29 protein-coding genes are annotated in these 26,767 nt (G+C 64.4%); all 29 read right to left on the minus strand.

Annotated elements, in window-relative coordinates:
• Positions 1 to 42 precede the first annotated feature (42 nt).
• On the minus strand, positions 43 to 1,167 hold the full coding sequence (locus tag CDV46_RS03380; protein WP_087721795.1) for an IpaD/SipD/SspD family type III secretion system needle tip protein: 1,125 nt from the start codon (positions 1,165 to 1,167) through the stop codon (positions 43 to 45).
• Positions 1,168 to 1,194: 27 nt separating this feature from the next.
• Positions 1,195 to 2,295 (minus strand): IpaC/SipC family type III secretion system effector, encoded by a 1,101-nt coding sequence (locus tag CDV46_RS03385; RefSeq protein WP_087721796.1) that lies wholly within the window; start codon positions 2,293 to 2,295, stop codon positions 1,195 to 1,197.
• A 15-nt stretch (positions 2,296 to 2,310) separates the two neighbouring features.
• The gene (sctE, locus tag CDV46_RS03390) at positions 2,311 to 4,032 is read right to left on the minus strand and encodes a type III secretion system translocon subunit SctE (RefSeq protein WP_087721797.1); all 1,722 of its coding nucleotides are present in this window, start codon (positions 4,030 to 4,032) and stop codon (positions 2,311 to 2,313) included.
• Positions 4,029 to 5,309: a type III secretion system translocator chaperone SicA gene (sicA, locus tag CDV46_RS27545; protein ID WP_303395607.1), complete on the minus strand. Its 1,281-nt coding sequence runs from the start codon at positions 5,307 to 5,309 to the stop codon at positions 4,029 to 4,031. The genes sctE and sicA overlap by 4 nt, the downstream gene beginning before the upstream one ends.
• A gap of 119 nt (positions 5,310 to 5,428) precedes the next feature.
• Complete coding sequence (locus CDV46_RS03400) at positions 5,429 to 6,529, minus strand: EscU/YscU/HrcU family type III secretion system export apparatus switch protein (RefSeq protein ID WP_217896711.1); 1,101 nt, start codon at positions 6,527 to 6,529, stop codon at positions 5,429 to 5,431.
• A 1-nt stretch (position 6,530) separates the two neighbouring features.
• Positions 6,531 to 7,319, minus strand: coding sequence for a type III secretion system export apparatus subunit SctT (sctT, locus tag CDV46_RS03405; protein ID WP_217896712.1), 789 nt, complete (start codon positions 7,317 to 7,319; stop codon positions 6,531 to 6,533).
• A gap of 1 nt (position 7,320) precedes the next feature.
• Positions 7,321 to 7,584, minus strand: a complete 264-nt coding sequence (locus tag CDV46_RS03410) for an EscS/YscS/HrcS family type III secretion system export apparatus protein (protein ID WP_087721799.1) — start codon at positions 7,582 to 7,584, stop codon at positions 7,321 to 7,323.
• 58 nt (positions 7,585 to 7,642) lie between these two features.
• Complete coding sequence (locus CDV46_RS03415; protein WP_087721800.1) at positions 7,643 to 8,290, minus strand: EscR/YscR/HrcR family type III secretion system export apparatus protein; 648 nt, start codon at positions 8,288 to 8,290, stop codon at positions 7,643 to 7,645.
• On the minus strand, positions 8,280 to 9,182 hold the full coding sequence (locus CDV46_RS03420) for a YscQ/HrcQ family type III secretion apparatus protein (protein WP_087721801.1): 903 nt from the start codon (positions 9,180 to 9,182) through the stop codon (positions 8,280 to 8,282). The genes CDV46_RS03415 and CDV46_RS03420 overlap by 11 nt, the downstream gene beginning before the upstream one ends.
• The gene (locus CDV46_RS03425; RefSeq protein WP_140413286.1) at positions 9,176 to 10,096 is read right to left on the minus strand and encodes a SpaN/EivJ family type III secretion system needle length determinant; all 921 of its coding nucleotides are present in this window, start codon (positions 10,094 to 10,096) and stop codon (positions 9,176 to 9,178) included. The genes CDV46_RS03420 and CDV46_RS03425 overlap by 7 nt, the downstream gene beginning before the upstream one ends.
• A complete protein-coding gene (locus CDV46_RS03430) occupies positions 10,084 to 10,539 on the minus strand; it encodes a hypothetical protein (RefSeq protein WP_176398995.1) in 456 nt (151 codons plus the stop codon). The genes CDV46_RS03425 and CDV46_RS03430 overlap by 13 nt, the downstream gene beginning before the upstream one ends.
• Positions 10,523 to 11,824 (minus strand): FliI/YscN family ATPase, encoded by a 1,302-nt coding sequence (locus tag CDV46_RS03435; protein ID WP_087721804.1) that lies wholly within the window; start codon positions 11,822 to 11,824, stop codon positions 10,523 to 10,525. Before CDV46_RS03435 ends, CDV46_RS03430 begins: the two co-directional genes overlap by 17 nt.
• The gene (locus CDV46_RS03440; RefSeq protein ID WP_087721805.1) at positions 11,821 to 13,902 is read right to left on the minus strand and encodes an EscV/YscV/HrcV family type III secretion system export apparatus protein; all 2,082 of its coding nucleotides are present in this window, start codon (positions 13,900 to 13,902) and stop codon (positions 11,821 to 11,823) included. The genes CDV46_RS03435 and CDV46_RS03440 overlap by 4 nt, the downstream gene beginning before the upstream one ends.
• Entirely contained in the window at positions 13,902 to 15,080 is a 1,179-nt protein-coding gene (gene sctW, locus CDV46_RS03445) for a type III secretion system gatekeeper subunit SctW (RefSeq protein WP_176398996.1), read from the minus strand. Before sctW ends, CDV46_RS03440 begins: the two co-directional genes overlap by 1 nt.
• Complete coding sequence (sctC, locus tag CDV46_RS03450; RefSeq protein ID WP_176398997.1) at positions 15,067 to 16,941, minus strand: type III secretion system outer membrane ring subunit SctC; 1,875 nt, start codon at positions 16,939 to 16,941, stop codon at positions 15,067 to 15,069. Before sctC ends, sctW begins: the two co-directional genes overlap by 14 nt.
• A gap of 41 nt (positions 16,942 to 16,982) precedes the next feature.
• Complete coding sequence (locus CDV46_RS03455) at positions 16,983 to 17,753, minus strand: helix-turn-helix domain-containing protein (RefSeq protein ID WP_217896713.1); 771 nt, start codon at positions 17,751 to 17,753, stop codon at positions 16,983 to 16,985.
• 79 nt (positions 17,754 to 17,832) lie between these two features.
• Positions 17,833 to 18,135, minus strand: a complete 303-nt coding sequence (locus CDV46_RS03460; protein WP_087721808.1) for a hypothetical protein — start codon at positions 18,133 to 18,135, stop codon at positions 17,833 to 17,835.
• Positions 18,132 to 18,821, minus strand: a complete 690-nt coding sequence (locus CDV46_RS03465; RefSeq protein ID WP_087721809.1) for a hypothetical protein — start codon at positions 18,819 to 18,821, stop codon at positions 18,132 to 18,134. The genes CDV46_RS03460 and CDV46_RS03465 overlap by 4 nt, the downstream gene beginning before the upstream one ends.
• A 10-nt stretch (positions 18,822 to 18,831) precedes the next feature.
• On the minus strand, positions 18,832 to 19,449 hold the full coding sequence (locus CDV46_RS03470) for a type III secretion apparatus protein OrgA/MxiK (RefSeq protein ID WP_087721810.1): 618 nt from the start codon (positions 19,447 to 19,449) through the stop codon (positions 18,832 to 18,834).
• Positions 19,446 to 20,210, minus strand: a complete 765-nt coding sequence (locus tag CDV46_RS03475; RefSeq protein ID WP_087721811.1) for an EscJ/YscJ/HrcJ family type III secretion inner membrane ring protein — start codon at positions 20,208 to 20,210, stop codon at positions 19,446 to 19,448. Before CDV46_RS03475 ends, CDV46_RS03470 begins: the two co-directional genes overlap by 4 nt.
• Positions 20,207 to 20,548 carry a type III secretion system inner rod subunit SctI gene (gene sctI / locus CDV46_RS03480; RefSeq protein ID WP_087721812.1) on the minus strand — a complete coding sequence of 114 codons (342 nt, stop codon included), beginning with the start codon at positions 20,546 to 20,548 and terminating at the stop codon, positions 20,207 to 20,209. The genes CDV46_RS03475 and sctI overlap by 4 nt, the downstream gene beginning before the upstream one ends.
• A 60-nt stretch (positions 20,549 to 20,608) precedes the next feature.
• A complete protein-coding gene (gene sctF, locus CDV46_RS03485) occupies positions 20,609 to 20,860 on the minus strand; it encodes a type III secretion system needle filament subunit SctF (RefSeq protein WP_087690401.1) in 252 nt (83 codons plus the stop codon).
• Positions 20,861 to 20,927: 67 nt separating this feature from the next.
• Positions 20,928 to 22,133, minus strand: coding sequence for a PrgH/EprH family type III secretion apparatus protein (locus tag CDV46_RS03490; protein ID WP_176398998.1), 1,206 nt, complete (start codon positions 22,131 to 22,133; stop codon positions 20,928 to 20,930).
• A 367-nt stretch (positions 22,134 to 22,500) separates the two neighbouring features.
• On the minus strand, positions 22,501 to 23,211 hold the full coding sequence (locus CDV46_RS03495; protein ID WP_087690404.1) for a tetratricopeptide repeat protein: 711 nt from the start codon (positions 23,209 to 23,211) through the stop codon (positions 22,501 to 22,503).
• A 181-nt stretch (positions 23,212 to 23,392) separates the two neighbouring features.
• A complete protein-coding gene (locus CDV46_RS03500) occupies positions 23,393 to 23,815 on the minus strand; it encodes a DsrE family protein (RefSeq protein WP_087690406.1) in 423 nt (140 codons plus the stop codon).
• Positions 23,816 to 23,874: 59 nt separating this feature from the next.
• Positions 23,875 to 24,018: a hypothetical protein gene (locus CDV46_RS27035; protein WP_176398999.1), complete on the minus strand. Its 144-nt coding sequence runs from the start codon at positions 24,016 to 24,018 to the stop codon at positions 23,875 to 23,877.
• 635 nt (positions 24,019 to 24,653) lie between these two features.
• Positions 24,654 to 25,097, minus strand: coding sequence for a 6-carboxytetrahydropterin synthase QueD (gene queD, locus CDV46_RS03510; protein WP_058376785.1), 444 nt, complete (start codon positions 25,095 to 25,097; stop codon positions 24,654 to 24,656).
• 9 nt (positions 25,098 to 25,106) lie between these two features.
• On the minus strand, positions 25,107 to 25,742 hold the full coding sequence (queE, locus tag CDV46_RS03515) for a 7-carboxy-7-deazaguanine synthase (protein ID WP_087721815.1): 636 nt from the start codon (positions 25,740 to 25,742) through the stop codon (positions 25,107 to 25,109).
• Positions 25,743 to 25,800: 58 nt separating this feature from the next.
• Positions 25,801 to 26,568 (minus strand): 7-cyano-7-deazaguanine synthase QueC, encoded by a 768-nt coding sequence (gene queC, locus CDV46_RS03520; RefSeq protein WP_087721816.1) that lies wholly within the window; start codon positions 26,566 to 26,568, stop codon positions 25,801 to 25,803.
• Positions 26,569 to 26,767 lie beyond the last annotated feature (199 nt).

Consider the following 26,767-nt stretch of genomic DNA (forward strand, 5'->3'; position numbering starts at 1 on the left):
CCCGCAGGCGAGCCGCATCACAGAGCACGCCGCTCACCCGGCTCACCTGAGATACCCCTTGCAGACTTCGAGCGTGGCATTGATCGTGGCGCTCAGTATCTTGACGAGGTTGTCGTAGACCGAGTTGGCCGTCGAATAGCGCTGCATCAGAGACTGCATCGATGTCTTGATCAGGTTCTCCTGCGAGGTGAAACCGGAGCGCCAGATGTCGAGCTCGAAGGGGTTCATCACGCCGCTGGCGGGCACGTTCTCGATCATGCGATCGAGCGGCGCCGTGTCGATGACGACGACATACTTGCCGCTGCCTTCCGGCTGCTCCTTCAGGCTTCGCTCGGGCAGGCCCAGATCCTTGAGCCACTTCTCGGCGGCCTCCTTGGTCGTCCCCTCGATCCCGTCGGCGTCCTTGCCCTGAGGCGGGAACAGCACGGCGGCGGGATTGGGGAGCTCGAACGCGGCTTTGACCTCCTCCAGCGCTGCCTTAAGCGCCGCCACATCCAATGTGACCTTCTCGCCCTTGTCGTCCGCCTTGATCCACGTCGACAGCTTGGCGACGATCTTGCTTATCGCATCGTTGAATTTGAGATATTTGTCGGCCGCGTCGCCATAGACCGTCAGGTAGTCGTCTTTCATCTTGCCGATCATCTCGGCAATCTTCTCCCACAGCTCGGCATTGCTCATGCTCGTGTCGTCCGCCGATGGCGGCAACTCTCCGGCCTCGGGCGCCGGGGCTTCGCGTCGCGCCTCGGGGGCGCCCTGAGCCTTCGGACCGCCCGGCCCCTCCGGATTGCCTTGCAGACCCGGCACGCTGCTACGCATCGCTTTCACGATGTCATCGCGCACCTTATCGGCGATGGGCACCTCGATGGCTGCCAGTCCGCGAATGCGGCGCGAGAGATCGTGCGCCCCCACCGCCGCCGCGTCACGTGTCGCTTGCGTGGGGGATTGCATGCGAATCTCCCGATCAAGCGTGCGCAGTCGATCGCTCAGGTTGCCGATCGCCTGAAGGGCCCCCGCGAGCAACACCACGTCGCCCGTCAGTGCGTCATCGGGGGCGGTGTCAGAGTCGGCAAGGAACGGCTCACCGGGCGGACGCCCGCCCAACGCCGGGGTATCGACACTTGGCGGCAACGGGCTCCGCCGATAGGTGGCATTGACGGTTTCGCTCATCTGGCTGGTCTCTCCAAAGGCCGTTGATCACGCACGAATATTCCCCGCGATGAGGCCCATCGCACTCGTACGTGACTGCATCGCGGTGTCGATCGCCTTAAGCATGTCGGCAATCATGGCGCTGTCGCGATTGGCCTGCTCCTGCGTCGAACCGGTGGAGTCCTTGTGAACCTGCGATGCGGCATCCTTCTGGCGCTGATCAGCCTGAGCGATGGACTCCGCGTAGCGGCCGGACCCGGTCGCGATACTGCCGGTGGTGCCGGCCAGTTGCATCAGCGCCTGCCCTTTGGTGCGTTGCGCTTCGAGCGGGTTGATCGTGTCGGCGGCGACGGCAGGCGGCGGCGTCTCCGGCACATCGGGGGCGGGGGGCGTGGGTGGTGCCGGCGGCGTTGGCGGAACCGGTGACGTCAGTGGCACGTCCGGCAGATCCGGCAGATCCGGCGCGCCGGCGACACTCGGCGTGACGCCGGTATCGAGTCGGGGGGTCGGTGACGACAAAGCAGACGAAGATGGCGTCGGCGTCGGCACATCAGGCGTCACATCCTGCCTGAGCGCGCTGGCTGGCGCGGCCACGGTCTTCAGTTGCTGGAACGCACCTGCGCCAGCCATCCCCAGCGATATGGTGGCGCCCGAGATGTTGCCCATCATGTTGGCGAGACCGCCCTTCTTGATGGCCTCGACCGAAGCCTTCAGCGACTCTGCGTTCATCTGCGTCAACGCGCTGCGCAGTTTGATGTCGTTCTCGAACGCCTTCTGGAAGAACGCGAAGAACTGCAACAGCAGCATGCCCTGCTTCGACATGATGCCGCCGAAGCCGCTGTCGCTGTCGCCGAGCGGCTTGTCATCGACGGCGGCATCCCGATTGTCGGGCATCCCGCGATTCATATCCCGACTGCCCGCCGCATCGATCTGGCGGAGCAGATCTTGCGCCGCAAGGCGATCCGCCAGCGCAGAAGGCTCGTTCAGCGCGGGCAGCGTCGCCTCGCCCTGCAAGCGCGTCTGACGTTTCGCGTCGGCATCGGGATCGAACAGGCGCGGTATTCCCGCGATCGGTGGCACCGCATTCCAGCCGGGCGGTGACGGGTTCGGTGCGACAAATACCGGGCGGCTGTCGATAGCAAAGGTCATGTGTTCTCTCCGGGATCAGGCACGTACGTTGTTCAGGATGAAGCGTCCCGCGTCGTTCTGGTTCTTCGCCGCATCGGACATCGCCGTCAACAGATTGGTGACGAAGTTATCCGACGACGTGAAGCTCTGTGCCGCCTGTTTCACCCACTCGCTGACCTTGTCGAGCGTTTGGCGCGAGATCTCCATTTCGGCGGTAAGGTCCGTCGCGTTCTTGTCGAACACGCCTGCTGCGACCTGCCCGCCGGCCTGCGTGCCCGTCAGACCCAACTCCCCGCCAACGGCGACCTTCGTCATCACATTGCCGATGACCTGCCCACTGCCTTCGTTGACCCCCATGCGCGAGGAAATCGCCGCCACGGCCTGATTCATCAGCTTGCTGCCCGCCTTGATCGATTCGCGTATCAGATCGGGCACGATCTTCTTCACCGTCTCGCCGATCAAATTCCCAATGGTGCCGCCCAGCTTGCTGGCCACGGCCGAGCCCACCACCATCGTCAACGCGAGCACGGCGATGATGGCGATGGCCGCAACCACGGCACCGATCACGCCGCCGATGATCTCGGCCGTCTCTTTGGCGACGCCCATCTTTTCGAGGAGCCCGCCGATGGCGCCACCGATTGCCGCCGCCAGCGGCTGGATCACGCTCGCCATCAACGGTTTGAGCGCTTCACCCAGCAACGAGAAGCCACTCAGCGCACCAACGGTCGTGTCGGTGAGCATGGCCCCGCCCATCACCACCAGCGGCGTGGTGAGCCCGCCGGTAAGTGCCGCCCCTACGATGCCCACGATGGTGATGACAGCGCCCAGAATCTTGCCCAGCCAGCCCATCGTGCGGTTCAGTTGCTCGGCCTTTTTCACCTGATCGCGATAGTCGGCGTTGCGCTTTTCCAAATCCTTCTCGCGGGCGTCGCGTACCGTCTCGAAGAACTTCATGTCTTCTTCGATGGCTTTCTGTGCAGAGTCCCCCAGCAACTTCGCGTACATCGCCATCATGGCGAGCAGCGACTTGATCTGTTCGAGATGCTGCTCGCCGTCTTCCCCCGGCGCCGCCTCCGGGGCCGACATCAGATCGCTCAGCAGTGCGTCGCTCTTCTTGACGGCGGCGGTGGCGGCATCGTGCGCCTTGCTCTGTGCCGATTTCGCATCGTCGAACTGCTTCGTTGCCGCGTCGAACTCCGCCTTGGCCGTATCGTGAGCCGTCTTGGCGGCGATGGCCTCGGGCGTATCCGGCGCCGCTGCATCGAGTGCCGCCTGCGTTTGCGCCAGCTTGTCGCGCGCCCGGTCGAGGGCGGTTCGCGCCTCACTCGTGACCTGAGCGGCTGACTCGTAAGCACTCAACGCATCCTTGGCGTCGCGCAAGGCACTCATGAAGGCCTCGCCCTCTTTGGTTCGAACGGTCTGTTTTGACGACTCCTGCGCCTGCCACTGCGCGAGGCGCGTCTCGATCTCCGCCAGCGAGCCGTTGCCCAGCATCTGCATCATGCGACCGATCAACGCCGTCAGGTCTGTCTCGCCCTGCGTGCGCGGAGGCTGTAATGCGGGCGCATCGGACATCGTTGCCGCCTTGTCCAGCGATGCAGGTGTCTTGTCGATACTGGCCGCCAACAAATCGCGCAGCACGTTGTCGTTACCCACCAGCGGGGGGGGCACCGGCTTGCCGGCCGGGGTGAGCGTGAGGTCGCCGTCGCCAGCGCGCGACAGCGTCGGCATTCTGCTGTCGATCGTGGTCGTATTCATGCGGCCTCCTTGGCGCTTGCGCGCTTGTCCTTCACGTCCTGTCCGTTTTGCAAACTCTGTGCGCCGTTGGTGTCCTCTGATTCCTGTGGCGCAGGGCTATCGAGCGCGCTCAGATAGGCCACGGCCCGGGCACATAACTCGGCATCGGCACTGCTCTCGCTCACGAGCGCGAAACACTCACGTGCAGCCACGGGGTCTTGCATCATCATCTGACACTGCCCGGCATAGAACACCGGACGATAGTCGTTCTTGCCGACCGCGAAGGCCATGGCGTACAGATCGACCGCCTTCTGATATTCGGCTTTCAACTGGCACACGGCCGCCAGACCGACGATGTACTCCGAGTTGTAGAAGTCGTAGATGCACAGGAAGCGGAAGAACGCTTCAGCCTGCGCCAACTGTCCTTTGCAGTAGAAGTCGTAAGCATGCGCGTACAGACCGTCCATGGTCTCGCTCGAAATGCCGTGAATGTCTTTCAGACTGGCCCCGGCGATGACCGCGTCCCAGATCGCGCCTGTGGCACGCACCGCTTCCGTTTCGAACTGCTTTGTCTCGTTTGACATTACTTTTCCTCCTTCCGATACCCGACACCGGGTGAGTCGTCGACCGGCCAATCGGCCGGTCGGTAGAAATCCATTCGGCAACGCGCCGGCACCGCGCCAGTTGGCGACCCGGGTTGCCCTGCCTGTCTTGCCCTGCGTTGCCATGGGATGCGCGATGACACCCCGTGCGTCCTTCACGGCCGCGACACCCGCGCTCTCGCGCCGGTCGCTGCGCATGACCATCCGGGGCAGCGGCAACGATGCGAGGCAACGGACCCAGCCATCGGCACTGCCCGCGCGCACGGCGCGGTAACAGTCGTCGGCCCGTGCCGACGCCGCTCGCGCCTCGGCGGTGGCATGCTGAGATTTGTGAATTGCCCGCGTGTACTGCGGGTCGCCTGGCGAGAGAACGTCCAGTACGACCTGTGTCTCGGCCACGGCATAGTCCGCCGCCATCGCCACCTGCTGACTCGCGGCAAACGCCTCGCGTGTTCGCACGTGCCCGGCCTCGGTGTGACGCGCCGAGACGCGCAGTGCCAGCACCGTCTGTCGTCGCACCAACGTGGACGATGCGATCACGCCGTACGGCGACGATGCCCCGCGCACATCGAGCGACCGGATAAACCCCGTGGGCAACGTAATGCCGTCATCGCGGGCGACCTGCATGAGTCTCGTCATCGCCGCCCCCGCAATCGCGTGAAGCGTGTCCTGCATCTCGTCGCCATGTCGTCCCATCGATCCTCCCGATCGTTCAAACCATTGGGGAGCCTCACGTTGCTGCGTTTCGCAGTCAGCGGCGTCCCGATGAGCTTCATTAAACCAACCTGCGACGTGAATAACTTGCAGAAAGCGGCTTATTCCCGGCGAACTTCCGACGGATCGTTGACTCCGCCGCCGGCCGGACCGGCGTCGGCAAGATCGTCCTGCGCGCCGGCGCGCTCGACATCGTCGAGCCATTGCAGCAGGCGCATGATGGCGTCCAGGTCTTCGAGGGCGACGAACGTGTAGCGGCGATGCGTGCGATACAGTTGTCGCGCGAGTCTCACGTCGCGGATGACAGGCACCCCCACCGACTCGGCATAGGCCCGTACGGCCATCGCGCGCTGATTGGTTTCCATCACCGAGATAAAAGGCAACGCAATGACATCGGGCCGAAAATAGATGCCCACGGCAATATGGGTGGGATTGGCGACGATCAAGCGTGAATCGCGAATGTCGGCGCGCATCGGCTCCGACAGCAACTCGTGGTGAGACTCACGGCGCCGCGACTTGATTTCGGGGTTGCCTTCGCTGTCCTTGTGCTCGCGCTTGACCTCCTGCACCTCCATCCGGTGCTCGCGGATGAACAGCCAGAACTCGACCATGGCGTCGAGCACGGCAATCGGTGCGATACATGCCAACGCGATCCACGCGAGCTTGCCGATGAGCACCGCCCACGCGGCGGCGACACCGGCCGGACTCATGTGAACCTGCGCGAACAACAGGCCGCGGCCGTCGAACCAGAGCGCCAGGGCAATGCCCGCAAAGCTCATGAGATACAGCACCGACTTCAGGGCATCCTTCATGGTGCGCAGGCTGAATATCTTCTTGGCACCCTGCAAGGGATTGAGCGCACCAAGATTGAACTTGATGGCTTGGCTCGCCCAGACAAAACCGGTTTGCAGCATCGCGGGCAGTACCGCCGCCGCCGTACACACGAGCCACACCGGCGCCAGCATGCGCAAGCCGTGCTGAAACAGGCTGAGCGCATAAGCCTGCGGGTTGGCGAACGTCCCCTCGGCGAGCACCTGACGGTATTCCTGCATCAACCAGACGAGCGGATCGGTCGACAGCACGAACAGCAGCCCGACGAAGACGAGCGTTACCGTCGTCAGCTCCTTGCTCTTGAACGATTGCCCCTTCTGGGAAGCATCGCGCAGGCGTTTGGCGGTCGGCTTCTCCGTCTTGGACGCCACCCTAGCGCTCCACGGGGGAAAGCCAGCGCACGACATCGTGCGGCCGGGTCGTCAGCCCATTGAGGGCATCGGGTAACGCGGCAGAGAAGTAGATCAGCAACACCGCAAACGCGATCAGACTCTTGATCGTCAGCGACAACGCAAACGCATTCACCTGCGGCGCGAAACGTGAGAGCAAGCCCAACATCAGTTCGCTGAGCAGCAACGCCCCGACGACCGGCGCACTCAGCGAGATCGCGTGACTCACGATCGTGTCGAGCAGGGCGTAGACACGATCGGACGACAGCGTGCATTGGCCGAATGGCTCGCAAACGCGATAGCTCTTCGCCATCACCTCCAGCAGCAGTGTCATGCCGCCGAGATGCAGGTAGATGACGGCCCCGAACCACTGGAAGAAGTTAGCCAGCTCGGACGTATCGACGCCATTGGCCGGGTCGATCACGCTGCTGAGCGTGGCGCCTCGTTGGTTGTCGATATACGCACCCAACCCGTGAAAGACCCAGAACGGCCACGCCAGTGCGCAACCCAGCAGCAAACCGACACTGCCTTCGCGAATGACCAGCGACCAGACCGGTGTCGTCATGTCGAGCGGCGCACCGTAGGCATAGGGCCAGACCCCGACTGCGATCCACATGGCCACAGCGGTGCGCAATACGCCGGACATCACATTGCCATTGAGTATCGGCAAAAGGTAGACGACCGGGGCCACGCGCGCGAACGCGATGCCTGCCGCGATCACGCCGTCAAAGTGGGCGGAGGCGAGCGACGACAGGGATGCGAATGACGTCACGTCAACTCTTGCCCGTCATCGCCAGACGCATCACGGTCGTGCCGAAACTCACCAACGTCTCGCCGTACCAGCCGGCCAGCAGGAACAGGCTCAACGAGACGGCCAGCAGCTTGAGACCGAACGGCAGCGTCTGTTCCTGCACCTGCGTTACGGTCTGGAGCAGCCCGACGGCCACACCGACCAGCGTCGCCACCGCGACCGGCCCGGCCGAAAGGATCAGCACCAGATATAGCGCTCGGTTCCCTGCAAAGATCAGGTTGTCCACGACGGCCTCCGGTACGCGGCGGTCATGTTCGCCATGACGGTCGTGAGGGTCATCGTGCTCATGGCAGGTACTGCCGGATCAGCCCCTGCGACAACAGCGACCAGCCATCCATCGCCACGAACAGAATCAGTTTGATCGGTACCGAGATCGTGACCGGGCTCATCATCATGCCCAGTGAAAGCAGGATGCTCGACACCACGAGATCGACGACGACGAACGGCAAATACAGATAGAAGCCGATCGTGAAGGCGCTCTTGATTTCCGACAGCGCGTAGGCGGGCAACAGGGCGAAGAGGGAGGGCTCGGCCGGCTCGCCGTCCCCCGGCACTGCGCCTGCGTCGCGCCCCATCTCTTCTCGCGCGAAGAATTGCGTGAGGCCCGGGTCGGCGTACTTGAGCAGATATGCCCGGTACGGCGCCAGCCCCTCGTCGATAAAGAGGCGCACGGACGCGGCGTCGGCGAAGTTCACCGGGTTCGCCTCGTAGGCATTGAACACGGCGGTGGCCACCGGCAGCATCACGAACATCGAGAGCAGCAAGGCCGCGCCATTGAGCGTCATGTTGCTCGGCACCTGCTGCAACCCGAGCGCGTTACGCACCATCACGAACACGATGGAGAACTTCACATAGCAAGTGCCGGAGGCGATCAAGAACGGTAACAGCGTGAACAGACTCAATACGCCGATGGCCGGTACATCACTCCACATGCGCCGCGCTCCCGAACCACTCGTTGATCTCTACGCCCAGCCGCCCATCGAGTTGCACGAGTTCGCCGCGCGCGATCAGCGCGTCGTTCACGCGAACTTCCACGCATTGCTCGGCCCCCGGTGGCAACGGCAGTGTCTGCGTCTGCCAAAGCTGCCGCAGCTCCGCCAGCGAGATTCGCTGGCGTTGCAGGATGAACACCAGGTCCACGGGTAATTGCTCGAGAGACGATACCTTTGATGCCGCCGATGCCGCCTCGTGCACCGCCTCCGGTTGTGTGTAGGTTTCCAGCATCAACGCTCCTTCTTCCACTCGATAGCTGCCCATCGTCAGTCCGCCGCAACTCAGCCAGCGGTGTGCCTCACGAATAAGCAGAACGTCCCCGCGCTCAATCGATCCCAGCGTCGCCGCACTCACCCGGCTCCGGCCCAACTCCGCATCCAGCCAGAACCGCACGCCATCCAGATCGCGCTGCAACCGGTCGTCGACCACGGGCGCATCGGCGATCCACACCGGGCATTCGCTCGCCCGCACCTTGAGGAGCAACCCGTCGGGCAAAGCGCTGCCGTCGATGGGTGCGCCAACCTCCAGGGCGTCGTATCCCAACTCGGGGACCGGCAAATGCAGGGGGCGCTCGCTCGAGGCAAACAGCCGCGCCGCGAGTCGCTCGGTATCCGCACAACACGCGAGCGATGCCAGCTCGCGCGATACGCCTTCGAGCCACATGCCCGGCTCGATCCACGCCTGCCAGGTTCTCGCCGTGTCGCGCACGCAGATCCACGTGCCCATGCGCGGCAGGTGTTCGAGCGACGTGCGCAAGCCCCTCGCGCGCCAGACGGCTTCTGCCCTGGCAAGCCGTGACTGGGCGCCGTCGACGCGACGCAGTCTCAGCATTCGCCCTCCTCCTGCATGGCATCGCCCATCGGCAAGACACCCGCCACCTTCAGTGCCGCAGGCTCGCCCAACTGCCAGCGCGACGCGCCTGCCGGCGTGCCCGGCCACATCGCCTGCAACCGGCGCTGCACCAGCGCATCGGACGCCCCGAGAACGAAACCCTGCTGGCCACCGATCTGCACACACTGCACGTGGACGAAATGTCCCTTGCCCCAACTGTCGAAGGCATATCGCAACCCGTCGCTGCCGACAGCCGGCAGGTATCGGTCGGTGCCACCGGGCGGCGGTTGCGCGGGCCGGTCCCGTTGTCCCTGTGCCGGGAGTGGCATGGCATGCGTGGTGTCGCGTGCGGCGCTTCCCGGCAGGCTCAGGAGCGGGACGTTGTCGGTCGCACCGATATCCGTCTTGCGATGCTCGGGCGGCAGGGGCGCCCCCCGTACGGCGCTCGCTGCCGGTGGCGCAGTGGCGTTGGCGTTCGGGACGTCGGCTCGCTCGCCAAGCCCCGCCATCGCCGTATCTGCCAGCGTGACTCGCGTTCTATGAACCGCGACGCCGGGGCGTGACCCGGGGGTGTCCGTGGTGCCGGTCTCGGCCGTTGCCGTGGCGTGCCGGTGCCGGGCGGGCGGCGGCGCCTTGCGCTCAGCACGTTCCGTCTCGGTGGCGGCACGTTTGTCCGGTCGTTGAGGCGTCGCGTGCAGCGTCGTTTCCGCACGCCACATCACCGGCCATATCGGCACCGCAGCCGGTGCGCTCCCGTCCGGCGCGTCATGCGCTCTGCGCTCGGATGACCGGCGTTTTAACGCCTGTTCAAAGGCTTTCGTCACTTCGCTATCGTTCTGTCCGTCCTGACTCTCCCGGCTCGACGCCGTACTTGCCGGTGACGGAGGCGCTGCGCGCATCTCTAGCGTTTCCATGCCAGACGCTCCTCAATGTCGAGCGCTTCGCGTTGCGCCGCACGACGCATTGCCGTCTTGCGCAACGCCGCGCTCAGGCGGGTGTACTTCGTTTCCTTGCGGCACCAACGCCGCTGCAACGCCTCGCTGTGCCCGCGTTGTGCGGCGAGGGCGTCGCTGGCTTCGTCGAGGGTCGTCGCGCGCACGCCCAACTCCCGCACTTGCTGCCGCAACAGCGCCCCCGCGCGCAATTCGCGTTGCAGCCCGGCGAGATCCAGTTGCACTTGCGACAGACGCGACGATTCGATCAGTCCCCCGATCGCATCGCACTGCTGGTGCAACGCGTCACGCTGGGCACCGAGTGTCGCCTCCCTCGCGGAGAGCTCGCGCAGATCGCGCTCCTGCAACTGCTTCAATTGTCCGGCGCCGTAGCGCAGACGGCGCAGATCAGTCCACGATGTCATGCAATCTCTCCAGGGTCTCGTCTTCTGACGACCATTCGTCGCGCGTCTGACATAGAAAAGCCTCCATGGCCGGTTTTGCGGCCATCGCACGGTCATCCTGCGCATCGACACCGGGTCGGTATTCCCCCAGATCGACGAGCGTCTGCAACGCCTCCAGACGCGCGAGCCAGGCACGCAACGCGCCTGCGGCACGCAGGTGCTTCGGTGTGGCCACACGCGTCGCCACCCGGCTCACACTGCGCAGCACATCGATGGCCGGGTAATGACTTCGCTGCGCGAGTCGCGCACTCAGATGGATATGGCCGTCCAGAATCGAGCGAATCTCCTCGGCCATCGGGTCGGTCGTATCGTCGTCTTCGATCAGTACCGTGTAGAACGCCGTGATGCTTCCTGACGTCGACGCCCCTGCGCGTTCGAGCAACTGAGGCAGCGCGGCATAGACGGAGGCGGGCACGCCCGCACGCATCGGCGGCTCGCCGGTGGCCAGCGCGAGATCGCGACAGGCGCGTACGTAGCGGGTGAGCGAATCGACAAACAGCGCGACGTGGTGACCCTGCTCGCGGAAATACTCGGCCACCGTGGTCGCCAGCAGCGCCGCATTACGCCGGGCGACGGCCGGAGCGTCCGACGGGGCGAAGACGACGATGCAGCGATGCGCACTGGGCGACTGACGCAATTCGTCGACAATTTCCACGACCTCGCGGCCCCGTTCGCCGATCAGCGCGATCACCGTCGTATCGGCCGCCACCCCGGCCATCAGCGTGTTCATGAACGATGTCTTGCCGCAACCCGCCGGCGCGAAGATGCCCACGCGCTGCCCTCGCCCGCACGGCAGACAGCCATCGATGGCCCGCAAGCCCGTATGCAGCCGCGCGTCGATCCCGACGCGGGCGTCGTAGGGGAGCGCGGGCGCCAGCAACGGGCGCGCTTCGCGCGCCCCGACCGGCACGCGCGGTGACACCGGTTGTCCGTCAATCCGGTCAACGATCTCGCCACGCGCATCGAGCACGGCACCCCGCCACCCGGCCTGCGGGCGGCAGGTCGCGTGACTTCCCGTGGGCACCAGCGCGGATTCGCACGACAGTCCCTGCGTGGCAGCAAACAGACTCAGCATGGCGCGATCGTCGTGCACAGCGATGACCTGGGCCTGCCCGACGGTCTCGGTATCGCGCCACGTCCGGCGAACCTCGCATATTTCGCCGATCGAGACGCCCGGCATATGCGCCTCCGCGGTATGGCCTGCGATACGCGAAACGAGCGACATCTGCCTGATGAAATGCGTCATATCGTGGCGATCACGTTGACTGACACCCCGTCGACCAATTCGCCGAACGACAACACTTCCAGATCGCGATAGCGCGTCTCCACCAGCTTCTTGACGAAACGCCGCACGTCGACCGATGCCAGCATCACCACGTCCTTGTGAGCACGCCCGGAGGCGTCGAGCGAGAGGCCGACGCGATCAAGCAACGTCTCGGCATCCTTCGGCTCCATGTTGACGAACGACCCGCCCGCTGTCTGACGGATCGCGCGGCGCACGGTCTCTTCGAGCTCCGCAGACAGCATGACGACCCGCAGCTCGCCGTTGCGCAGAAACTTGTTGCAGATGTAGCGGCCAAGCGCGCTGCGCACGTGTTCGACGAGGTTGAGCACGTCTTTCTCGCGCGGCGCCCACATCGCGAGCACTTCCATCACGAGCTTCATGTTGCGCACCGAGATGCGCTCCATCACCAGCCGCTGGAGAATCTCGGCCACCCGCTGCAACGCCACATGACGCAGCACTTCCTTGACCAGATCCGGGTAGTGACCTTCCACGAGATCGAGCATCTTCTTCGCCTCCTGAATCCCGAAGAACTCGTTCACGTGACGCGTCAACAAGACCGCGAGGCATTGGTACAGCTCGTCACCCGGCGCGAGCGTGGCGTGGTTCATCTGCGCGAGCAGGTCGCCCTGCGCCGGTGTGACCCATGCGCCGCGGCCCCGCTCGGGCCCCGAGAAAGCCGGTGCCAGCCCCATCGCCGCGACCTCGTCGGTATAGGCCTCGACGCGTACGCGGTCGTAGTAGATGCCGAACTCGTCGGCACGCACTTCGTTGATGTAGACGGCCGCCCGCGCGGCGTCGATCTGGGCCGAGCCTTGCAGCAGCACCTCGGGCAAATGCACCCCGAAGTCGTTGAAGAACTGACTGCGGATACGGCGCGCAAAGGCATCGGCTTCGAGCGCAGCCACCCGGGCAGTAGGGACGACGACGGCCAGCGGTGCCGTTGCCGGGGCGACGCCGTCGAGATCGTCGATCAACATCAACCCGCTGCCGGAAGCGTGCTTTGACGGCTTGCCGCTGTCGCTACCCGAGGCGTCGCCCCGGCGTGTGCCCGCAACCGCCCCGGCATCGGCTGCGGTGACCGACTTCGGCCGCGCGAAATAGCACGCCGCCGCCAGCAGACCGGCGAGCACCGTGAACGTGAGCATCGGAAAGCCCGGCAATGTGCCGATCAGCAGGGTGAGCAACGCCGTTGCCCCGAGCACGAACCGGTTGCTCATGAGCTGGCTGACAATGGTGCGGCCCATGTTGCCGGCTTCGCCGTTCACCCGCGTGACGACAAAGCCCGCCGCCACCGAGATGAGCAGCGCCGGAATCTGCGCCACCAGTCCGTCGCCGATGGTCAGCGTGGAGTAGGTGGTGATGGCACCGCTCAGCGCCATGTCACGTTGCGTCACGCCGACGATGATGCCGCCGATCAGATTGACGAAGATGATGACGATCCCGGCGATCGCGTCGCCCTTGACGAACTTCATCGCACCGTCGAATGACCCGTAAAGCTGACTCTCGCGCTCGAGCACGCTGCGCCGCTCACGCGCGCCTTCGGTGTCGAGCGTGCCGGCCTTCACGTCGGCGTCGATGCTCATCTGCTTGCCCGGCATGCCGTCGAGCGAGAACCGTGCGGCCACCTCGGCCACACGCTCCGAGCCCTTGGCGATCACGATGAACTGCACGATGGTGACGATCGCAAACACCACGAAGCCCACCGCCAGACTGTCGCCGATCACGAAGTCGCCGAACGAATCGATGATCCTGCCGGCGTCCGCATCCATCAGGATCAGGCGCGTCGTGCTGATCGAGAGGGCCAGACGGAACAGCGTGGTGATCAGCAACATCGACGGAAACGACGAGAAGCTGAGGATCTTCTCGATGTGAAACGCGCCGAGAAAAAGCAACACCGACAACGCGATGTTGATGCCGATAAGAAAGTCGACCAGAAAGGTCGGCAGCGGTATCACCAGCATCGCGATCACGCACGTCATCAGGATCAGGATGATGATTTCGGGCCGCTCGCGCAGACCGCCCAGCAGCAGGCTCGGCATCAGACACTCCTGCGGTCGCGAGAGACCGGATCCGCACCGGCGGCCACCGGCTCGCGACGATACGCGGCCTCGGCGAAGCGCAGCAGGCCGTCGAGCACCGCGTCGCGTGCGTCCTGCGTTTGCAGCGGCTCGCCCGGCAACAACTGGCAGGCACGCTGCAACAAACCGATCAGCTTGCCGTGGGCGTCGAACCCCTGCCGCATCGCTGCGTCGCCGGTAACGTCGCGCAATGCCCCATCGAGCGCTTGCGGGTCGGTCAGAATGGCCAGCAGAAAATGCAACCAGTCCTGCGCACGATCATTGAACGGGCGCGCCAGCGGGCTGGTGCTGACACGCGTGATGAAGGTGGCTTCGCAAGTCCGCAGGCGTCGCAAAACGGCGAGTCGCGTGAGGGGCAGCAGAAACTCGCGGGCCGTGCTGCTCGGATCATTGGCGCGCATATCGTCGACCAGCGCGCCTTCCATGAAATGAAGGACCTGTGTGCGCCGGTCGAAGCCGAAGCCTGCGATCCAGTTCTGATAGATCTCGACGTCGGCCTCGTCGCCGCACAGGAAATTGCGATAGGCGGCACGCAACATCGCCGGCGTATAACCCAACGGCATCCCGGCATTCGCCAGACGCGCCTTGATCGCGCAGTGAACGCCGGCCAGGCGCTCACGCACTTCCTGTGGTGGCGCGGCCTCGGCCTGCGCCAGCAAGGTGTCGAGCGCATGCTGTTGTGCCGGCGCGAGCGACTCGCGTTGCGAGATCAGAATCCGGAGCGCGAGCCAGCGGTCGCTCACGTCGGGAAAATCGACGCACAGCATGCGCGCAAGCGTTTCGGGCGAGGCCCATGTCGCGGCCAGAATTCGCTGGATCTTGTTGGGGGCCGATTCGTCGAGCAGGTGCGCGTAGCTGTCATCCAGACTCCGGCGCTCTTCACTGCTGCGCAACGCGCGCGAGCGGAACTGCGCCATTGCTGCCGACATTTCATCCGAGGCGTTCTGCGCGCGCTGTATGTCGGCCACCGGCCCGGCGAGGATCTGTCGTGTCGGGCCATCGTCATCCTCGGCCATCTGCGACGCGCGGTGACGGCTTGCTGCGGTCTTCTCCTGCGTCTGCGCGAAACGAACGGACGGAGCGTGAGGCGCGAGCGGTGCAAGCGACGAAAGGGGGCGAACCGAATCAAGCGCGTTCATGCACACCTCCTCCGCGATGCGGGATAGGCCATCTGCCGTCACTCGCTTCGATGCCGGCCGGCATCGTGTTGTCTCGCGTCTTGTCTGGCGCTTCTGGCGCGCTCGACGCGTTCGGCGCGTGCGATCCGCCCGGCGGATTCGCGGCGTCCGCACCCATTGCGCCATTGCCCGCCGGCGCGATCAACTCGCTCGCCTCGCGCACTGCCTGCAAGGTGGCATCCGGTGCATAAGGCAGCGTCTTGATCGTATCGCCGCCGATGTCGCTCGCGTCGCGCGCCAGTGCCTGACCGATCTCGCGCGGCTGAATCAGGAACACGCGAACATTGTTGTTCTGCGCGTTGCTCGTGTAGCGAAACAACCGCCCGAGCAGCGGAATATCGCCCAACAACGGAATCTTTTTCTCGACCGTATCGCCGCCGTCGCGGGTGTAACCACCGATCAGCAGACTCTTGCCTTGCGGCACGCGCGCAATGGTGCTGATGTGCGTGCGCGAGACGGTCGGCAACGCCGTGTACTTGCTGTCGCTTTCTCTGGGTGAAGCGCTCGTGCCATCTTCGATGTTGAGCGTCATCTCGATCTCGTCGTCACCGGCAAAGCGCGGCCACACGCTCACCATCGTGCCGTAGGTGACGCTTCGCAAATCGGTCGTGCGTTCGCCTTCGAGCGGCACATAAAACGTCTGGCTGCCATCGAACAACGCCGGAATATTCTCCTGCGCCAGAATCACCGGGCGCGACACCACGGTGGCCCGCCCGTTCGACGCCAGCGCGTGGATCTGCGCGAGAAAGCGCACACCGTCCAGCGTGCTCAAGGGCGTGGCGGCATTGAGCAGCATGCCCACTTTCGACCCCAGATTCACGCCGCCGGACCAGTCGATACCGAGCGAATCGAGCGCTTCGCGGCGCAGATCGATGATCCACAGCGAGAGTTCGATGTGCCGGCGCGGGACGTCCAGACGCGTCACCAACCGCTCGATGCGCTCGACCTGTTGTGCCGTCCCTCTGACGATGAGACTGTTGCCGGCAGGATAGGCACGTACGACGATTGGCGTCTGGGCCGAGGGGGCCGTCTCGGGGGCATTTTCAGGCACTGTGTGCGCCGTCGACGAGTTGTCATCGCTAGCGGCATCGGTTGCATCGGCTGAAGCATTGCCCGTCGACGTAGACGCGGAAGGTATTTCCTGCGACGGCGACGTGTCCCCTGAAGCGACCAGTTGCCTGACGATCGTCTCCATGCCGGGAATGACGATCTTTTCATCTCGCATCACGTAGGTACGGTCGGTGACGAACGCGTTGTCCATACGCACCACGCCGATATGTTCCGGCGCGGAGGCCAGCGCTTCGTCATTGCTTCGCGTGGCCCGGTCGAGCGACTTCGACGCGGCAAGCACGAGATCGACAAACACCGGCGGTCCCGAGACATAAAAAACATTGCTGCGTGTGTCACCGCGCACCGGATAACGACGGTCATAAAGGCCTGTCGTGCGCAGATACGCAGTCACATCGGCCACACGGGCATACCGAAGCGACACCGTCGCGCTGCGCACTTCCGACGCGTCGTAGAGATAGATCGACTGTCCGTCGTGATACCAGATGAGACCCAGCTTTGCCGCGAGCGATTCGAGCAAGGCGCGTGCGTTCGACAAGTCGAAATCACCCGACACCTGCTTTCTCGCAGCGGCCTTGCTCACAATCACCGGCTTGCCGAGATACGGGGAGAGGGCGTCGAAGAACACGCGCAAGTTGTCGTTGCGTGCGACATAACCGCCGCGCGGCGATGCGGTGTTAGCAGCGGGGGCTTCGTCGGGTGTGGCGGCCGACGCCAGCGTCATCGCCCACGACGCGTTGGCGGCGCCAGACATCGCGACACATAACATTGCACCGACGAGAGAGTGCCGTGTCTTCATCGGGCCAACGTCCGCAATGCACCCGCCGCATGGGTCGGCGACATGCCGATCAGTTCCTTGATCTCGGTGGAGAAGTGTGACGACGACGCGTAACCGTTGCGCAGCGCAATCTCGGTATAGCTATCGCTGCCCTGTGCGACCTCGAGCATCGAGCGCGCCATGCGCCAGTCGCGCAACACGATCTTGGCCGATTCGCCCAGTGCACAACGGCACAACCGCCGGAAATGCGAATACGACACACCGTATTTCGCGCACATGTGACGCAACGTGCCGCCCGTGTGCGAACGCGACAGCAGGAAGCGCACGAGCTTGTACGACTCGCCGCGGCGCAGCACTGCCAGCATGGTGCAGAAGGCGTCGCTTGGCGCCGCGAGTTGGCTCAGAAACCAAATCTCGCATTGACGCCGGTCGGTCCAGAGCGCGTCTACGGGCACGTGGTGCAACGTCGGCGAGCTCTCGTGGCGCTCGGCTTCGCAGGGCCCGGCGACTCTGGCTTCGTCCATGAAGGCCAGTAGTTTGACGAGCACGTCGCAATGCAACGGGTGGTAATCCAACGCGCCGCCAGCGACACGCACCTGGCCACGGCCAAACATCAACAAACCGCAGTAGCCGGCGGGCAATGCGAGGCGCGTCGACTGACTGGCATGCGTGGATTGCAGTACCAGCGAAAGATCCCCCGTCGTCTGCCGGACGAACCACACGCCATCGGATGCCAGCGCACGGGCGTCGTTTGCGCACAGTTCCTGCCGTAATCCCATGATTTCCATACCTCTCATTGCCCACCTCACTTCAGTCGTATCGTCGGGGTTCTCTCTGCGATGCGGTGCCCGCCTGCGCACCGCGTGACTACATCCCACCTATCTCCTGATAGCGCTGCCTGCCACTCTCGAACCAGTCCACCCACTGCTTGCGAATCCAGATGTCGCGGAATATCGATGCGACGTCGAAACCGCCCGCGTCCTGGTGGCTTCCATCACTGCCCTCGCTTACCGGGTCCAGGTTGTTTAGCGGCTCGGGTGCGGCATCGCCGGGTCGCCGTTCACGCCCGGCACGGGCGTCGTGCACGCGCTGTAACAACGTTGGCGAGACGGCGCTTTCCTGCGCACTCGCGACGTGGTTCGACCTGTCGAGGCTGGACACCGGGCTCATGCGGCGGCGCCCCGAGTCAAGGTTTCAACGGCGCTCCCGGGAACGTAGTTCCGCGCCTGTCGGGAGAGCGCATCGACACGCGCCTGCAACGACAACAAGGCCGGTGCCAACAGGGCGTGCAGGTCACCCGGCAACACGTCGGGCAGTACGTCCGGCTGCGCATCGAAAGCCAGACCGGCCCGTTCGAGGAACTCGGCCGGGTTGTATTCGACGACGTGATCGCCACGCCGCACGGCAACCCCATCGTCGCGGCGAAGTTCGAACGTCACAGCTGCGCGGAAGGCGGCCGTCGCGCGGGTCCGAATCGACTCGCGATGGGCCCCGAGCGTTGCCGGCAACGCGATGATCAGCGGCGCATCGGACGGCGAGGCAGCGAAGGTGTCCAATGCGTCGGCAAGGGCCGCGAGCAGCGCCTGCGGGTGCGTTGCTGCCGACGCGAGCAGGGTTCTCGTCCGGGCAGCCATCTCGGTGCGCCACTGCCGGCACATCTGCTCGGTGCGCATGAGATGGGCCACCGTGTCTTCAAGCGCCGCCGCAATGCCGCAGGCATAGCCATCGCGCATCGCCCGGCGTTGCAGCCGCGTGGCGAGCGCCTGCGATTCGCGCACGTGCCGCTTTGCCCACTGCCGGATGTCGCGATCGACGCGGGCGTGCACAGCACCGCGGGCCAGTTGCCGACGCTTCACGACGACACCGTCAATGGCGGTTGTCAGGGGGGGAATGGGGATGCTTTTTGGCATATTGCAAGGCAGTCACGAACAGGCGCAGGTCGAATGCGCCGGGGCTGTGTCCGGCACGCGCAACGTCTGACGCAAACAACAGCGGCAGACGCTGGCGCACCGGCTCGGGGAGCGGAGCGGCAATCGCGGTCAAGCGCGCGAAACCCTCGGCCAGCAGGTCCGCGTGCGAAGGCGGATGCAGCCCCGTCGGCGCGGTGGGTTCAAGTAGCGGCAGACTGGCGAAAGCGCTCGCCCAGCCCGGCAGGTTCAGCATCGCAGCACGCCGGCACAGTCCCGCCTTGAGCGCCTGACATCCCATCAGAAACGCCACTTGCGGCAAGTGCCGCCAGTTGAGCAGCCACGGGCGCTCGGCGATCCCGACGCGATCAAAGGGCCAATGCATGTCGAGCCGCAGCGCGATGATCAGAATCTCGTTGACGACGGCACGTTGACGCGGCGACGAGAGCGGCTCGGGCAAGGCGAAGTGCGCCGGGTGGATGTACGACACCGGGTCGAACATCATCATTCGCCAGTTGACCGCGATCGCACTGGGCGACTCGCGCAGGCAGGGCTTGCGCGCGGGCGTCATGGTCATGGCAGGTCCTCCACTGTCGGGAACGGGCGTTGCCTTGCCGCCCGCGCACGCGTCATCATGCCGATGCCGGACACGACGGCGAAAGCCAGCAGCAGCGCAAGTAGCCCCGTGGTCCAGTACCCCCAGTACCCGGGCCCCGCATTGCCCGGGCCCGCCGGCACTTTGGCCGGTACCTCGATGGCGGCCGGTTGCGCAGACAGCACCACCGAAATGTTTTCGTAGCGCACGTCGTCGATGCTGTTCTTCAGAAAGCGCTTCACATCGTTGATGAGCGCCGTCGCATCCACATCGTTCTGATAGATCGCGACCGCTGCAATATGAGGCGCCGACTGCCCCTGATCTGCGGCGAGACCTTCTACGTCGTAGCTCACGTGAACGCGCGCGGCGAGTACGCCGCGCATCAGACGCAGCGACTGTTCGAGCCGTTGTTCGATGGCCGAATACAGTCGTGCACGCTCGGCGCGCGGCGATGCCACCAGCGCATCGGGCGGAAACATCTGGGCGATCTCCACGCGCGGGCGCGACGGCAGGTCGTAGGTCTTGAGCCAGTCGACGGCGGCCGGGAAGTCGCTCGCGTCGACTTTGATCGCGTAGCCCGCCTTGCCGGCATCGACCTTTTCCGCCGCAATGTCGTGACGAAGCAGTACCGCCGCGACTTCGTTGGCCTGCTGCTGGTCGAGCGACGTGAGCAACATCTCGCCGCGCCGGCAACCGGCCAGCAGGATGAGTGCACACACGACGAGGGCATTGCGATACTTCACCTTAATAACGCCTCCACGGCACCGACGACCTTGCGCGCGAGCGTGGACGTCATCGACACATCCAGGCTGTATTGCGCCAGCCGGACCTGCATGGCGTTCATGGCGACGAGGTCCGTGGGGTCGATCCGGTTGACGTCGTCGGCGATCTGCGCGCGATCGGCTTCGAATCTGGCGGACATATCGGCGGCAGCCCGGATGAAACGCGACTCAAGAGAATCGGTGGCGTCGGGCTGATTGGCGATCACCGATACCGAGGCATCCATAACGGAGTGCGCGGAATGCGCGGGGGGTGCGGTGAGGCGCAATGCGGGTGAGAGCGCCACGGGAGCGATCGACATTGGGGGGCTCGCTGAATAAGGGCTGGAGGCTGGTGGCGAAAAGTGGCGGGGTGTGTAGCGTCAGAACTTCTGGATGATGCCGGCGGCGGTATCGCGCCAAGTCTTGACGGAGGCGGATTGCGCGCTTTGCACCAGCGTGTATTCCCCGAGCACGGCCTGATATTTCGCGAGTGTCTGCGCGTCGCTTGCGTCGCCCTGAATGGCCGCGAGGGCTTCGTCGACGCGCGTCTTCAGCGTCTTCGCTTTTTCGTCGAACGATCGCGATATCTTCTCGAGCGTTCTCAGATCGTCCGGTGCATTGATGGTGGTCATGATGTCTCCTTGGCGACTTGTCGCCGCTTGCTTCCGCTTGCTGGCGGTTACTGTCGGTTACTGCCGGTTACTGCCGGTTAACGAACTGCCACTGCCGTGGCCCCTCTTTGATGTAAGCCATCTCGCCGTAGGAGTACGACTTCTGCCCCGTCCAGTCGTCGCGCAAATCAACGTTGAAGCGCACGAGCTTGGTCCCCCAGCGCTTGGCGAAACTCTGCATGAAGCTGTACAGCCGGCGTAGTTGCACGTCGTCGAGTTCGGCACTGATGTGGAACGTCACGCCCTCGGGGGTATCGGTGCGCAGAAACGGCACCATCTGACGCTTGAGCGCGTCTTCGGCTTCGTTACTGGCATCCGCTTCGTCATGCGGGACGATGCTCACCCGCTTGGCGTAGGGCATCTTTTCGTGCAGCAGGCTGCGGAACTGTGTGGCCTCGTGTTCCGAGAGCCGGAAGTGCTGCTTGCCGACCCACAGTTCCGGCGCCGCCGGATCGTCGAAATAAAGCTTGAAGTAGGGAACCTGATTGCGCGATGCGTCGATCCACTGCGTGATGCGCTCGTTTTCTTCGTCGAGCGCGAGCACGACCAGCCCCTCGCGCTGGATCACCGCGGCACCGAGGATGCGTGTCAGAGACAGTCGCTGCGCGCTGTCTTCCGTGAGCACGTACATCATGCCGTCGGTGCCCGGCAGCACCTGCGCCCGGCCACCGATCGTCTCCAGATACTCGGCAATGCCCTCGGCCTGACGTTGCGGCGCACTGCGGGCGTAGAACCACGCACCGCCTGCCAGGACCGCAAGCAGCACGGTTCCCCAGAACATCTGTTGCCAGCGGCGGCGCCCGCCCGGGCTTTGCGTCGCATCGGATGCGCCACGCTGCGCGCACATGCTGCGCGAGACGTGCGTCGACCAGGGTTCATCCACACGCCTGACGCCAATGCGTACGTCGCCGATCTCCGCGATCTGGGTCGCGTCGATACCGATTTCCCTGCCCGCGACGTCACTCAACACTCTGACGAAGAGGCCCGGGCGGTCGTCGTGATCGACGAGTACCTCGAAATTGTCACCCTCGCCGTCCATCGGCACGTAAATGGCATTCGGCGGCATATCCGCTTGCCAGCCACGGTCGACGGCCGGATCGCTCGGGCCGATGACGAACAGCGTGATGCCCTCGGTCAGCGTGAATTCGCAGCCACGCATCGGCCCCGTGAGCAGCCGCAATACGGCGCTGTGCTGCGCGCTGTCGATCGCATCCATCGAAGTGTCTGGCGCCATCGATTCTTCGCGAACGGGCAGCGTGTGCGGTCGGTGCGGGTCGGTAGTCCCCGCGAGTCCTCCGCGACCTGCGGCGTTCGCGCTCCTTATGAGTAACATCGTTGACGCCGATGCTACTCACGCTGCGCCGACGAGTCCTGATGGGATTCTTCTTAAATCCCCCAACAGTGATCATGATTTGCAGACGCGACTCGGCGGCCACTCGCGGCGTGGCTTGTGACATCGGAATGGAGACGTGGGCGCGTGGGACTTACGACGGAAGACGAGATGCGGGGGTGCACCGACGTCGCGCTGGCCGTCCGTCAGCGACGACGGAACGGCACTCGCGAATGACGATGCCGTGGGATTGAAATGTCAGTTCAGGCGCTCAGCGAGTGGACGCCGCACTACCCGGCGCGCCTTGACGCTTGAAGGCATCGAGCTTGCCCTGCGCAGCAACATCCCCCTGCGCTGCGGCCTTCTCGTACCAGAAGCGGGCCTGATCGAGATCGGGGGTGACAACACCGTAGCCGCGCTCGTAGTAGCTCGCCACGATGTATTGCGAGGGCAGATCGCCGCCCTTTGCCGCCTTCTCGTACCAGCCGAAAGCGATTCTGTAATCCTTGGGCACGCCGCGACCGATGAAGTACTCGTTGGCAATCGCCGCCTGAGCCTGCACGTGGCCTTGTTTCGCGGCCTTCTCGTACCAGTGGTTGGCCTGCGGAATCGACTTGTCCACGACGTAGCCATCGTCGTACATCTTGCCGTACACGTACTGTGCCTGCGTCATGCCGGCGTTGGCCGCCCGATCGAGCCACTGCACGGCCCCCTGCGGGTCGGGGGTGCCGCCTTCGCCCGCGAGCAACATCATCGCGTAGTCGAACTGGGCCAGCCGGTTGCCTTGCTGCGCCGCCCGGCGAAACTCATCGAGCGCCTGCGTCTGCTGCCCCGCTTCATAGTCATGGACTGCCCGGTCGGTAAGTGCCTGCGCGGGGGCCTGAGCCGCCGCCACCGCATAGGGAATCGATTGGCACGCCACACTCACTAATGCGAGCGTGGTGCTGGCGAGCAGCCAGCGCATGGCGTAAGACGTCGACATGAGGTACCTCCGGGGACGGGCACGCGCCTATTGTGCGCCAAACCGGCGACGCGCGCCGGCGAGTGACGTCGCATACGAAAACACCCCGAAGGCCGGATCGATATCCAGCGCTCGGGGTGCGGCTTCCCGTTCGACCGGGCGCAAACGTCACACGCCCGAGTCGCAGATCGGCGATGTCAGGTTACGGCTTGATGTACGCGTAACCCTGTTGTTGCAGTCGCGTGAGTTCCACCACGCCCGACGGCGTGAAGTCCGCTTCCAGCACGAACTGGTCCTTCGTGAGACTGCGCTGCTTCATGGTGATCTCGCACACCTCGAACTTCACGCCACGGCCATGCAGCGCAGCGACGAGCGGCCCGACGGTCGCGGCATCCTTGTAGTTGTTCATCAGGAAGTCGACGCCCTTCGCATGCGCGACGACCACGACATCGGTGTCCGGGACGGTATCGAGCTGATTGCGGATGTTGCGCAGTCCGGCGAGCGCCTGACTTTCGGCGTCATTGATGTGGTACACGACCTTGTCTTTCGCAAATGCCGACGTGGCGGGCAAAGCAAAAGCCGTCAACAGCAAAGCGGCGAACAAGCCGCGCAGAAGCGATTTCATTTTGAGTTGTCCCCTATGAGTTACGGTGTGCAACTCGCATCATATCGCGATGACGCCGTTCAGCCGCGGTCGACGTCCGTGCGGCGTGACTGGCCGAAGAACGCACCGAGCCACGCCTTGTCCGGTGGCGCATACGGCGGCGGGACATCCACCGAAGCGTAGGCAGGCAGCGCACCGACTTGTGAGTCGTATGGCGGGGGCAAGTCTTTGTCGACGGCTGGCTCCGGGCGTCGCTCGTACGCCGCGGGAATCGCTGCCCGTCGTGTGCTCGGGGGCGTCCAACCGTGCTGCACAGCCAGATTGCCGCGTCTGCCGTCCTGGCCTCGCGCCCCTGCGCGGGCGTGTCTTTCGGGTGCCGCGCGAGGCGCCTCTTCGGCGTACGGTACGCGGCGTACGGCTTGGAGATCGGTGCGTAGTGTGTCGAGCAAGCCCGCACGCCTTTCGTAAGACCTCGGGGGCGGCACGATCGTCGGCGTTGCGCCGATTTGCACGGGTGGCAAGCCACCCCGGCGTAGATTCAGCGCTTGATTCAACTCCCCTACGATGTGAGGCGGGATGTCGCCGCCGCCGTTTCTTTCATTGTCGACCGGCGTCCATCGAAGTTCGGCTACAAATACTCTCGTCATGATGCTTCCAGAAGTGAAAAAGCCCGCCAGACTCAGGATCTGGCGGGCTCACACTTTCTGACTTCCCGTGACGGGTTGCCTCGGCTTTCGACGAATGCTTTCGAATTCGCGTCTCGGTAGGTCAGTGCCCACCGAATTCGGAAAACTCCCGCCTAAAACATGGCGAGCTTCGGCTTGTTTTCGCACGGGCGGCGCACCTCACCGTCAATGCGTTATGCCGTGACTTCCGACCAGCAGTTCGGCGTCTCGTACAGGCGCAAACGCACCAGTCGCAGGTCGCGGCCGTAGTGGGCGTCGAATACGCCGCTCAGTTTGTCGAACGCGGCGGCGGCCAGATTCTCGACGGTCGGTACACGATCGAACACGACCGTCTTGTGGTCAGGCATCGTCGCCAGAAAATCGCGCACGGCCGTATCACCCTCGTACACGAGGAACGCGTGGTCCCACACAGAGACAAGGTGCTCGTTGGCGAGTGCTTTCACGTCGGCAAAATCCATCACCATGCCGTTGTCCGATGCGCCGCTCTCGCGGCTCACCTCGCCCGCGAGCGTGATCTCGAGCACGTAGCGATGCCCGTGCAGGTTGCGGCATTGGCTGCGGTGGTCGGGAATGCGGTGGCCCGCATCGAATTCAAGTTTCCGGGTAATCGTAATCACGGCAACGGCTCAGGGAATATTCAGATATTTGTGCGTCTGCATCGACAGCGACCAGCGCGGATGCGACTTGCAATAATCGATCGCCAGCTTCGTATTGGTGTCGCGCAGCGGGCCATCCATCGGCTGGAGATAGAAATGCGTGAAGTCGAGCGTCTCGTATTCGGCCAGACGCTGGCGATCCTGCGGCACGACGACCTTCAACTCGTCGCCGCGCGTGACGACCAACCCGGCATCGGCCTTCGGGCTCACGCACACCCAGTCGATGCCTTCGGGCACGACCTGCGTGCCGTTGGTCTCCACAGCGATGCGAAAGCCCTCGGCATGGAGTGCCGCGATCAGCGGGGCATCGAGTTGCAGCAGCGGCTCACCGCCCGTGCAAACCACGAAGCGATGCGCGCGGTCGCCTTCCGGCCACAGCGCCACGATCTGCGCCACGAGGTCGGACGGCGTGCGGTACTTGCCGCCATTCTCGCCATCGGTGCCGACGAATTCGGTATCGCAGAACTGGCATACGGCCTCGGCACGGTCCTCTTCGCGCCCGGTCCACAGGTTGCACCCCGCAAACCGGCAGAACACCGCCGGGCGGCCGGCATTCGCGCCCTCGCCCTGCAAGGTGTAGAAGATTTCCTTAACCGCGTACGTCATGATGCTCTCGATTTTTGATGGATCAGGCCGCGCCGTGCGTCTGATGGTTAGCGGCGTGCTAGCTGGCGTTATTGCTAACGCTATTGCCAGCGCTATTGCCAGCGCTATTGCCAGCGTCGTTACCGCGTGCACGCCACTGCTCGTAGCCGCGCTGACGCAACTGACACGCCGGGCACTCGCCACAGCCGTAACCCCACGGATGCAGCACGCTGCGCTCGCCCAGATAGCATGTATGCGTGTCTTCACGCACGGTTTCGACCAGCAGGTTGCCGCCGAGATCCTGCGCCATCTGCCACGTGTCGGCCTTGTCGATCCACATCAGCGGTGTCTCGACGATGAAACGCTGGTCCATGCCGAGGTTCAGCGCGACCTGCAAGGCCTTCATGGTGTCGTCGCGGCAGTCGGGATAGCCCGAGAAGTCCGTCTCGCACATGCCACCCACCAGCACGCGCAAGCCGCGGCGATAGGCGATCGTCGCACCGATCGTCAGAAACAGGATATTGCGGCCCGGCACGAACGTGTTCGGCAGGTTGTTGGCCGCCATCGCGATGGTGGTCTCACGCGTGAGCGAAGTCTCGCTGATCTGACCCAGGATCGACAGGTCGATCATGTGATCGTCGCCCATGCGCGGTGCCCAATGCGGGAAGCGCTGGCGCATCTTGGCGAGTACGTCGGTGCGGCACTCCAGCTCGACGCTGTGGCGCTGGCCGTAGTCGAAGCCCAACGTCTCGACGCGCGCATAGCGCGAGAGCGCCCACGCGAGGCAAGTGGTCGAATCCTGTCCACCGGAGAACAGAACCAGAGCGGAATCGGTGCTTGTCGTCATGATCTTGCGCTAGCAGTATCAGTATCGCCCTCGCCGTCAGGACGACGGGGGCCGGGCACGCGATTCAGGCCACCGGGGCAGCCCGCGTGCGGGAGAGGGTCACGCGACATAACGCAATCAGCGCAATATCAGCGGGGCGTTATACCCCTCATCGGGGCGCGTTTCCGTGAAACGCAAAAAGGGCTTGCGCTGTGCGCAA

Source organism: Pandoraea sp. PE-S2T-3 (genome assembly GCF_002179965.1).
Classification (GTDB): Bacteria; Pseudomonadota; Gammaproteobacteria; order Burkholderiales; family Burkholderiaceae; genus Pandoraea.

Excerpts from the sequence above, each read along its gene's own strand:
- sctW (WP_176398996.1), bottom strand. The coding sequence starts at position 15,080 with ATGAACGCGCTTGATTCGGTTCGCCCCCTTTCGTCGCTTGCACCGCTC.
- CDV46_RS03435 (WP_087721804.1), bottom strand. The coding sequence starts at position 11,824 with ATGACGCATTTCATCAGGCAGATGTCGCTCGTTTCGCGTATCGCAGGC.
- CDV46_RS03495 (WP_087690404.1), bottom strand. The coding sequence starts at position 23,211 with ATGTCGACGTCTTACGCCATGCGCTGGCTGCTCGCCAGCACCACGCTC.
- queC (WP_087721816.1), bottom strand. The coding sequence starts at position 26,568 with ATGACGACAAGCACCGATTCCGCTCTGGTTCTGTTCTCCGGTGGACAG.
- CDV46_RS03455 (WP_217896713.1), bottom strand. The coding sequence starts at position 17,753 with ATGGAAATCATGGGATTACGGCAGGAACTGTGCGCAAACGACGCCCGT.
- sicA (WP_303395607.1), bottom strand. The coding sequence starts at position 5,309 with ATGGGACGACATGGCGACGAGATGCAGGACACGCTTCACGCGATTGCG.
- queE (WP_087721815.1), bottom strand. The coding sequence starts at position 25,742 with ATGACGTACGCGGTTAAGGAAATCTTCTACACCTTGCAGGGCGAGGGC.
- CDV46_RS03440 (WP_087721805.1), bottom strand. The coding sequence starts at position 13,902 with ATGCCGAGCCTGCTGCTGGGCGGTCTGCGCGAGCGGCCCGAAATCATC.
- CDV46_RS03425 (WP_140413286.1), bottom strand. The coding sequence starts at position 10,096 with ATGGAAACGCTAGAGATGCGCGCAGCGCCTCCGTCACCGGCAAGTACG.
- CDV46_RS03380 (WP_087721795.1), bottom strand. The coding sequence starts at position 1,167 with ATGAGCGAAACCGTCAATGCCACCTATCGGCGGAGCCCGTTGCCGCCA.
- sctI (WP_087721812.1), bottom strand. The coding sequence starts at position 20,548 with ATGTCGATCGCTCCCGTGGCGCTCTCACCCGCATTGCGCCTCACCGCA.
- sctF (WP_087690401.1), bottom strand. The coding sequence starts at position 20,860 with ATGACCACCATCAATGCACCGGACGATCTGAGAACGCTCGAGAAGATA.
- CDV46_RS03430 (WP_176398995.1), bottom strand. The coding sequence starts at position 10,539 with ATGACATCGTGGACTGATCTGCGCCGTCTGCGCTACGGCGCCGGACAA.
- CDV46_RS03460 (WP_087721808.1), bottom strand. The coding sequence starts at position 18,135 with ATGAGCCCGGTGTCCAGCCTCGACAGGTCGAACCACGTCGCGAGTGCG.
- CDV46_RS03490 (WP_176398998.1), bottom strand. The coding sequence starts at position 22,133 with ATGGCGCCAGACACTTCGATGGATGCGATCGACAGCGCGCAGCACAGC.
- CDV46_RS03385 (WP_087721796.1), bottom strand. The coding sequence starts at position 2,295 with ATGACCTTTGCTATCGACAGCCGCCCGGTATTTGTCGCACCGAACCCG.
- CDV46_RS03420 (WP_087721801.1), bottom strand. The coding sequence starts at position 9,182 with ATGCTGAGACTGCGTCGCGTCGACGGCGCCCAGTCACGGCTTGCCAGG.
- sctE (WP_087721797.1), bottom strand. The coding sequence starts at position 4,032 with ATGAATACGACCACGATCGACAGCAGAATGCCGACGCTGTCGCGCGCT.
- CDV46_RS03415 (WP_087721800.1), bottom strand. The coding sequence starts at position 8,290 with ATGTGGAGTGATGTACCGGCCATCGGCGTATTGAGTCTGTTCACGCTG.
- sctC (WP_176398997.1), bottom strand. The coding sequence starts at position 16,941 with ATGTCTGGCGCCGCCAACGCGTCGTGGGCGATGACGCTGGCGTCGGCC.
- CDV46_RS03470 (WP_087721810.1), bottom strand. The coding sequence starts at position 19,449 with ATGACCATGACGCCCGCGCGCAAGCCCTGCCTGCGCGAGTCGCCCAGT.
- CDV46_RS03500 (WP_087690406.1), bottom strand. The coding sequence starts at position 23,815 with ATGAAATCGCTTCTGCGCGGCTTGTTCGCCGCTTTGCTGTTGACGGCT.